Origin of the sequence: Cellulomonas sp. NPDC057328 (genome assembly GCF_042667215.1) — a bacterium.
Taxonomy (GTDB): Bacteria; Actinomycetota; Actinomycetes; order Actinomycetales; family Cellulomonadaceae; genus Cellulomonas.
Window position 1 is genome coordinate 1 of record NZ_JBHUZW010000151.1, and the last position, 7,525, is coordinate 7,525.

4 protein-coding genes and 1 tRNA gene are annotated in these 7,525 nt (G+C 77.2%); 1 reads left to right on the top strand and 4 read right to left on the bottom strand.

Features of this window, described 5'->3' with window-relative positions; translation table 11 throughout:
* Window positions 1-45: 45 nt before the first annotated feature.
* Window positions 46-128: transfer RNA gene (locus ACFUMH_RS17680), tRNA-Leu, on the bottom strand.
* 216 nt (window positions 129-344) lie between these two features.
* Here ACFUMH_RS17680 and ACFUMH_RS17685 point away from each other — a divergent pair.
* Window positions 345-1,601: an AI-2E family transporter gene (locus ACFUMH_RS17685; protein WP_378208647.1), complete on the top strand. Its 1,257-nt coding sequence runs from the start codon at window positions 345-347 to the stop codon at window positions 1,599-1,601.
* Between the two features lie 28 nt (window positions 1,602-1,629).
* Here ACFUMH_RS17685 and dnaE read toward each other — a convergent pair whose 3' ends face one another.
* From dnaE to ACFUMH_RS17700, 3 genes are all read right to left on the bottom strand, one after another.
* Window positions 1,630-5,088 (bottom strand): DNA polymerase III subunit alpha, encoded by a 3,459-nt coding sequence (gene dnaE, locus ACFUMH_RS17690; RefSeq protein ID WP_378208649.1) that lies wholly within the window; start codon window positions 5,086-5,088, stop codon window positions 1,630-1,632.
* Entirely contained in the window at window positions 5,081-6,802 is a 1,722-nt protein-coding gene (locus ACFUMH_RS17695) for a DNA polymerase Y family protein (RefSeq protein WP_378208651.1), read from the bottom strand. The genes dnaE and ACFUMH_RS17695 overlap by 8 nt, the downstream gene beginning before the upstream one ends.
* On the bottom strand, window positions 6,802-7,525 hold a 724-nt coding region (locus ACFUMH_RS17700; protein ID WP_378208653.1), incomplete at its 5' end, for a hypothetical protein. The genes ACFUMH_RS17700 and ACFUMH_RS17695, both read right to left, overlap by 1 nt.

The window sequence follows — 7,525 nt, forward strand, 5'->3', positions numbered from 1 at the left end:
CCCGACCAGCAGGTCGGGGGCCGTCGTCGTCGCTGTCTCAACGAGTGTCCGGAGGGGGACTTGAACCCCCACGCCCGTTAGGGCACTAGCACCTCAAGCTAGCGCGTCTGCCATTCCGCCACCCGGACAGGTGGACCTCGGCGGCCCTTGCGGGCCCCTCGGCGCGGCAGAAAACATAGCACGGCGCGGGCGCGATCCCCGCATCGGCCCTCCCCGTGCCCGGCCGGCCGCCGCGCGTGCGGCGTCGCGGCGGACGCGTCCTCGTCCCCCGGCGGGCCGCCGCGCCGTGGACGGCCGTGGGGGGCAGACTGCCTGGTGGGAGCACTGGACCGCAGGAGGGCCGCATGGTCGACGTGACGGGCACGAGCACCTCGCGACCGCGCTCGGGGGCGGTGAGCCCCGTCGCGCGGCGGGTCGCCGGCGGGCGGCGCAACCCGCACGTCGTCGGGGCGGACGAGACCGCGCCGCGGTGGCTGCGCCGCTCCGCGGGTGTGTCGTGGCGGCTCCTCGTCGTGGTCGCGGCCGTCGTGCTGGTGTTCTACGCCACCTCGCGCGTGCAGCTGCTGTTCATCGCCGTCTTCCTGGCGCTGGTCTTCACCGCGGTGCTGCGTCCCCTCGTCGACGCCATGGACCGGGTGATGCCGCGGGGCCTGGCGACGGCGCTGGCGCTGCTCGCCGGCATCCTCTTCTTCCTCGGCATGCTCACGTACGTCGGGTACTCGATCGCGACGCAGTGGAACGACCTGGCGCGGCAGTTCGAGACGGGCATCGGCCAGATCACGGACTTCCTCGAGAGCGGCGCGCTGCCGGTCACCATCACGAACGACCAGATCGTCGACGCGATCGACGAGGGCGTCGCCTGGGTGCGGGAGCACGCCGGCGACATCGCGACGCAGGCTGCCGCGAGCGCCGGGTCCGTCGCGGTGGGGTTCACCGCGCTGGCGCTGGCGATCTTCTGCACCGTGTTCTTCCTCGCGCGCGGCACGCAGATGTGGACGTGGTTCCTCAACCAGCTGCCGGTGCGGGTGCGGGAGTCGTGGGTCACGGCCGGCGGCGCCGGCTGGTACACGTTCTCGGGGTACACGCGGGGCACGGTGCTCATCGCGCTGGCCGACGGCGTCCTCGCGTTCGTCCTGCTCAGCGTCCTGCGCGTGCCGCTCGCGGCACCGCTCGCGGTGCTCGTCCTCATCGGCGCGTTCATCCCGCTCATCGGCGCACCGGCCGCGATGGTCGTCGCGATGATCGTGGCACTGGCGGCCAACGGCCTGTGGAGCGCCGTCGCGGTGGGCGTCGGCATCGCGCTCATCGGCCAGCTCGAGGGGCACGTGCTGCAGCCGCTCATCATGGGCAAGCAGGTGTCGTTGCACCCCGTGGTGGTGGCGCTCGCCGTCACCGCGGGCACGCTGACGGCGGGCATCCTCGGCGCGGTGATCTCGGTCCCGCTCGTCGCCGTCGCCTGGGCGGTGTACTCGCGGCTGCGCACGCTGGACCCGCCGATGGACGAGGAGGACGCGGCCGAGGGCACCGAGCCGGTCGACGACGAGGACGACGGCACCCGGCCGGCCGGCACGACGCCGGTCGCCGCTCCCCCAGGCGGCTGACCCGACGCACGCTCCCCCGGTCGCCGGCTCACTGGAAGTCCCGCGACGCGGACCGCACCTGCAGCGACAGCGGGCTCAGGTGCTCCGCGACGACGTTCGTCGCACCGTCCGCCTTCTCCAGCCGCCCCCGCACCACCATCGCCTTCGCCGTGCGCGCGGTGCGCCGGAACCGCTGCCACAGCCCCGGCGAGCACACGACGTTGACGAGCCCCGTCTCGTCCTCGAGGGACAGGAACGTCACCCCCTGCGCCGTGCCGGGGCGCTGGCGGTGCGTCACGACCCCCGCGACGGCCACGCGCCGCCCCTCGTCCGTGCGGAACACCTGCTCGATGCGCAGCACGCCGGCCCGGTCCAGGCCGTCGCGGACGAACTGCGTCGGGTAGGAGTCGACCGACACCCCGGTGGCCCACACGTCGGCGGTCGCGACCTCGACGTCCGCGAGGCCCGGCAGGGTCGGCGCCCGGACGCCGACCGCCACGCCGGGGAGCGTGTCCGGCCCCTCCTGCGTGAGCGCGCCCGCGGCCCACAGCCCGGCGCGGCGGTCGACACCGAGACCGGCGAGCGCGCCGGCGGTCGCGAGCGCCTCCAGCTGCGGCGTGGTGAGCTGCACGCGCCGCACGAGGTCGTGCAGGTCCGCGAACGGCCCGTGCGCGGTGCGCTCGGCGACGAGCCGGCGCGCGAGGTCCTCGCCGATCGTCCGCACCGACGACAGCCCCTGCCGGACCACGAGCGAGCGCGGCCGGGGGTCCCCCGTGCCCGTGCGCACGCCGGCACCCGCGACCGGGCCGGTCCCGCTGGGCGTGGGCACGAGCCGCGGCTCGCCGTCGGGCGCGGTGGGGCCGACGCGTTCCACGACGGCCAGCGCGTCGGACGCCTGCACGTCGGGGCGCAGCACCTCGACGCCGTGGCGGCGGGCGTCGGCGACCAGGCTCTGGGGCGAGTAGAAGCCCATCGGCTGGGCGGCGAGCAGGCCCGCGTAGAAGGCCGCCGGGTGGTGCACCTTGAGCCACGCGCTCGCGTACACGAGGAACGCGAACGAGTACGCGTGGGACTCGGGGAAACCGAAGTCGGCGAACGCCTTCAGCTTGTCGAAGATCTGCTCGCGCACGTCCGGGGCGATGCCGTTGCGCGCCATGCCCGCCATGAGCCGCGCACGCAGCGCCTCCATGCGCTCCATCGACCGCTTCGAGCCCATGGCGCGGCGCAGCTGGTCGGCCTCGGCGGGCGTGAAGTCGGCGACGTCGATGGCCATCTGCATGAGCTGCTCCTGGAACAGCGGCACGCCGAGGGTCTTGCCCAGCGACTTCTCCAGCCGCGGGTGCAGGTACGTGACCTTCTCGCGCCCCCGCGCGCGGTTGATGTACGGGTGCACGGACCCGCCCTGGATGGGCCCGGGGCGGATGAGCGCGACCTCGACGACGATGTCGAAGAACCGGCGCGGGCGCAGGCGCGGCAGGGTGCCCATCTGCGCGCGCGACTCCACCTGGAACACCCCGACGGTGTCGGCGGCCGACAGCAGCTCGTACACGAGCGGGTCCTCGTACGGCAGCGCGTGCAGGTCGAGGACCAGGCCCTCGTGCCTCTCCACCTCGGTGAACCCGAGACGCAGGGCCGTGAGCATGCCGAGGCCCAGCAGGTCGAACTTCACCAGGCCCGCGTCGGCGCAGTCCTCCTTGTCCCACTGCAGGACCGTGCGGCCCTCCATGCGTGCCCACTCCACGGGGCACACCTCGATGACCGGGCGGTCGCACATCACCATGCCGCCGGAGTGGATGCCCAGGTGCCGCGGCAGCCGCAGGAACCGCTCGGCGAGGTCGATGACGTGGTCGGGGATCTCCTCGTTCTCCGCCGCCGACGGCGGCAGCACGTCGGGGACGACGTCGTGCTTGTCCGCCGTCGGCAGCCCGGGCACCCCGGACGGCCCCACCGGCCCGGCCTTCGTCAGGTGCCACCACGACGTCGGCCTCTCCGGCCCGCGCAGCGTCGACCAGTGCTCGATCGTCGTGCTCCACGCGTCCTGCTGGCCGACGTCGTACCCGAGCGCCCGGGCCGCGTCGCGGACCGCGGAGCGCGGGCGGTAGGAGATGACGTTGGCGACCTGGGCGGCGTGCGTGCGCCCGTGCGTGGCGTAGACGTGCTGGATGACCTCCTCGCGGCGGGCCGACTCGATGTCGACGTCGATGTCCGGCGGGCCGTCGCGCTCGGGCGCGAGGAACCGCTCGAACAGCAGGCCGTGGCGCACGGGGTCGACCGCGGTGACGCGCAGGACGTAGCAGACCGCGGAGTTCGCGGCCGAGCCGCGGCCCTGCGCGAGGATGCCGTTGCGGCGGCAGAAGTCGACGAGGTCGTACACGACGAGGAAGTAGCCGGGGAACCCCAGGTCCTCGATGACGCGCAGCTCGTGCTCGAGCTGCGCGTACGCGCCCGGCACCCGCTCGTCCCCCGGCGGCCCGTACAGCTCGTGCGCGCCGCGGCGGACCAGCTCGCGCAGCCAGCTCGCCTCGGTGTGCCCGGCGGGGACCGGGTACGGCGGCAGCCGCGGCGCGACGAGCGCGAGGTCGAAGGCGCACTCGGCGGCGAGGTCGGCGGCCGCGGCGACCGCGTGGGGGTGCCGGCGGTGCAGGTCGAGCATCTCGGCGGCCGAGCGCAGGTGCGCGGTCGGCGCGCCGGGCAGCCACCCGTCGAGGTCGTCGAGGGACGAGCGTGCGCGCACGGCGGCGAGCGCCTGCGCGAGGTCGGCGTCGCGCGGGGTCGCGTAGTGCACGTTCCCGGTCGCGACGAGCGGGAGGCCGGCGTCGGCCGCGAGACCCGCGAGCGCGTCGGCGCGGTCGGTGTCCCACGCGTCGCCCGCGGCGGTCGTCTCGACCGCGACGTTGTCGCGCCCGAAGAGGGCGACCAGCCGGTCGAGCTCGCGGCGCGCGGCCTCCGGTCCCCCGGGGACGACGCCGCCGACGCCCGACGGGTCGCCGCCGGCGAGCGCGCGGCGCACGGCGCCCTTGCGGCAGCCGGTGAGGACGAGCCACTGCCCGTCGGCCGCCGCGGCGAGCTCCTCGAGGCGGTGGTCGGCGGCACCCTTGCGACCGGTGCGCAGGTGCGCCTCGGCGATCGCGCGCGAGAGCGACCGGTAGCCGTCGGGCCCGCGCGCGAGCACGAGCAGGTGGCTCGCGCGCGGGTCGGGCGTGCCGGTGGGCGCGTCGAGCACCGGCGCCGGGGACGCGCGCCGCTCGCGCGCGTGGCGGCGCCCGTCCGGGGCGGGCAGGTGCAGCTCCGCACCGAACACGGTGGGCAGGCCCACGGCGCGGGCGGCCTCGGCGAACCGCACGACGCCGTACAGGCCGTCGTGGTCGGTCAGGGCGAGCGCGCCCAGGCCGAGGCGGGCCGCCTCGGCGGCGAGCTCCTCGGGCTGGCTGGCGCCGTCGAGGAAGCTGAACGCGGAGTGCGCGTGCAGCTCGGCGTAGCGCGGGTCTGTCGTCGCGGGGTCAGTCATAGTCGGCCTCGCACGTCCAGGCGCCGTCCGCCCACGTGAGCAGCACGGCACCGCCGTCCTCGAACGCCACCTGCGCGTGCGCCCGGACCTGCGGCGGGCTGCCCGGGTGGTTCCACCACCGGTCGGTGAGCAGCCACGGGCCGGCCCACCCGGCGACGGTCCGCGGCCCGGCCCCGGGCGGCGCCGCGGCGACGGGCCAGCGCACCGTCGTCGGCGGGCCGCTCAGGCGTCCGCGGCGGTCGACGCCGACGGGCTGCCCGGCGGCGTCGCGCACGTCGACGCGCACGGGTGCCGTCAGCACGGTCGCCGGGGCGGGGTCCGGCAGCCGTCCCGGCCACGGCAGCGCCGCCTCGCGCGGCGGTGCGCTCTGCTCGCCCCACGGGCGCACGTGCACCTGGTCGCGCGCGTCGCGACCGCCCTGCAGCGTCGCGGTCAGCACGCCCGCACCGCCGACGATGCCCTGGGCGCGCTCGAGCGCCCGGTGCGCGCGCAGGTCACCGCCGGACGGGCCGCCCCACAGGCGGGTCTGCTCGGCCCCGGCGGGTGCGACGTCGAGCGCGGTGAGCACGAGCCGCACGAGTGCGACCGCGTGCTCGTCCTCGGGCTCGACGGCCGGGGCGTCGGCGACGTCGAGCGGGTCGAGCAGGTCGCCGCCGGCCCGCGTACGGCCCGTTCCGCCGACGCGCGCGGCACGGCGCCGGTCCCGCGCGGTCGCCGCCGCCGTGGCGGTGAGCCACCCGTCGAGCTGCCAGCGGATGCGGTCGGTGATGCGCGCGGGCGTCAGCCCGCCCCAGCCGCCGACGTCGGTGCGCCAGGTGCGCACGAGGTCGACGCCGTCGTCGGTGCGCGCGCTGACCTGCAGGCGGCCGCACGTGACGGACCGCGCGACGAGCTCGTCGTGCAGCTCCTCCGCCAGGCGGCGGCCGGCGAACGTCGCGGCGTCGACCCGCTCGACGGGCGGGTCGAGCGCGGTCGCCACCTCGAGGTCCGCCTCGGGGCGCCGGCGGGCCGGGGGGCGCTCGTCGAGCCCGCGCGCGAGCGTGTGCGCCCACGTGCCGAGCCGGCCGAACCGGGCGTGCACGTCCCCCGGCGGCAGCGCGGCGAACGCCCCGAGCGTGCGCAGGCCGAGCCGGTGCAGCAGGTCGACGAGGCCGGAGACCTCGACCGCGGCCTCGGGCGTCACGGTCGCGTGCACGAGCTCGGTCACGCCGTGCGGGGCGAGGAACACCGGCGACGCGCCGGGCTCCACGACCGCGCCCGTGCGCGCCGCGAGCACCGCGGCCAGCAGCCCGTCGGCGGTGCCGACGCCGCACTCGTGGCCCGTCCCGCGCGCCACCGCGTCGACGAGCCGCTCCGCGAGCGCCTCCTCCGACCCGTGGTACCGGCTGGCTCCGTCGGCGGGCAGCAGCAGCAGCCCGGGACGCACGACCTCCACGCCCGCGACGACGGTCTCGGCCGCGGCGGCGACCGGTTCGAACAGCCGCACGTCGCGCGCGTCGTCGGCGGGCAGCAGCACGAGCTCGGGGCAGCAGCCCTGCGCCTGGCGCCGGCGCATGCCGCGTCGCACGCCCTCGGCGCGGGCGAGCGCGGACACCGCGGTGACCCGCCGCCCGTCGTGCACCGCGGCGGGCAGGTGCCCGGGGACGTCGTCGGCGGCGGTCGCCGCGACCACCGGCCAGTCCGGCACCCAGACGACCGTCGTGCGGGTGGTCATCAGCCCACCAGCCGCAGGCCGGTGCGCCGCTCGTCCGGCGTGCGCGTGCGCCCGGGCCCCGTCGGGGCGCCGTCCCCGGGCGGGCCGAACGGCAGCACGACGTCCACGGCGTGCGGCACGGCGGCGGTCCCCCGGCCGGTGCGGCGTACCCGCAGCTCACGCGTGCGCAGCCGGCCGTCGCCCGTGCCGACCCCCGTCCAGCGGGCCCGCTCGACCGTGAGGACCACCGCGGCCCCCGGCCACGCGACGGTCGGCAGCAGCACCGACCCGCGCTCGCGCGCCCGGGCGGACAGCCGCCTCCGGTCCGCGTCGGTGAGCACGGCCCCCGGCCCGACGAGCACGACGTCCACGCCGTCGAGCAGCGCGCCGAGCACCGTCGCGGTGTCCGCACCCGGGTCGGGCACGGCGGCGAAGCGCGCGAGGTCGACGCCGGCCTGCGCGGCCGCGAGCAGGCCCAGGTCGGGGTGTCCGACCGCGACCGCCCACGCGCCACCCGAGCAGGCGTGCGCGAGCACGCCCAGCGCGAGGGACGTCGACCCCAGCACCGCGGTCGTCGCGCCGCGCCGCAGCCCGTCCGGCAGGACGTCCGCGAGCGCGGGGGGCACGGGCAGCGGCGGCCGCTCCGAGGTGAGCAGCGACGTGCGGCGCACCGCCGGCGCACCGGTCGACGGGGCGCCGGGCGCCGGCCACCGGTCGTCCGCGCCCCGCCGGTCCTCCGTACCC

Coding starts and splice junctions, on each gene's coding strand:
- ACFUMH_RS17695 (WP_378208651.1), bottom strand. CDS start 6,802: ATGACCACCCGCACGACGGTCGTCTGGGTGCCGGACTGGCCGGTGGTC.
- ACFUMH_RS17685 (WP_378208647.1), top strand. CDS start 345: ATGGTCGACGTGACGGGCACGAGCACCTCGCGACCGCGCTCGGGGGCG.
- dnaE (WP_378208649.1), bottom strand. CDS start 5,088: ATGACTGACCCCGCGACGACAGACCCGCGCTACGCCGAGCTGCACGCG.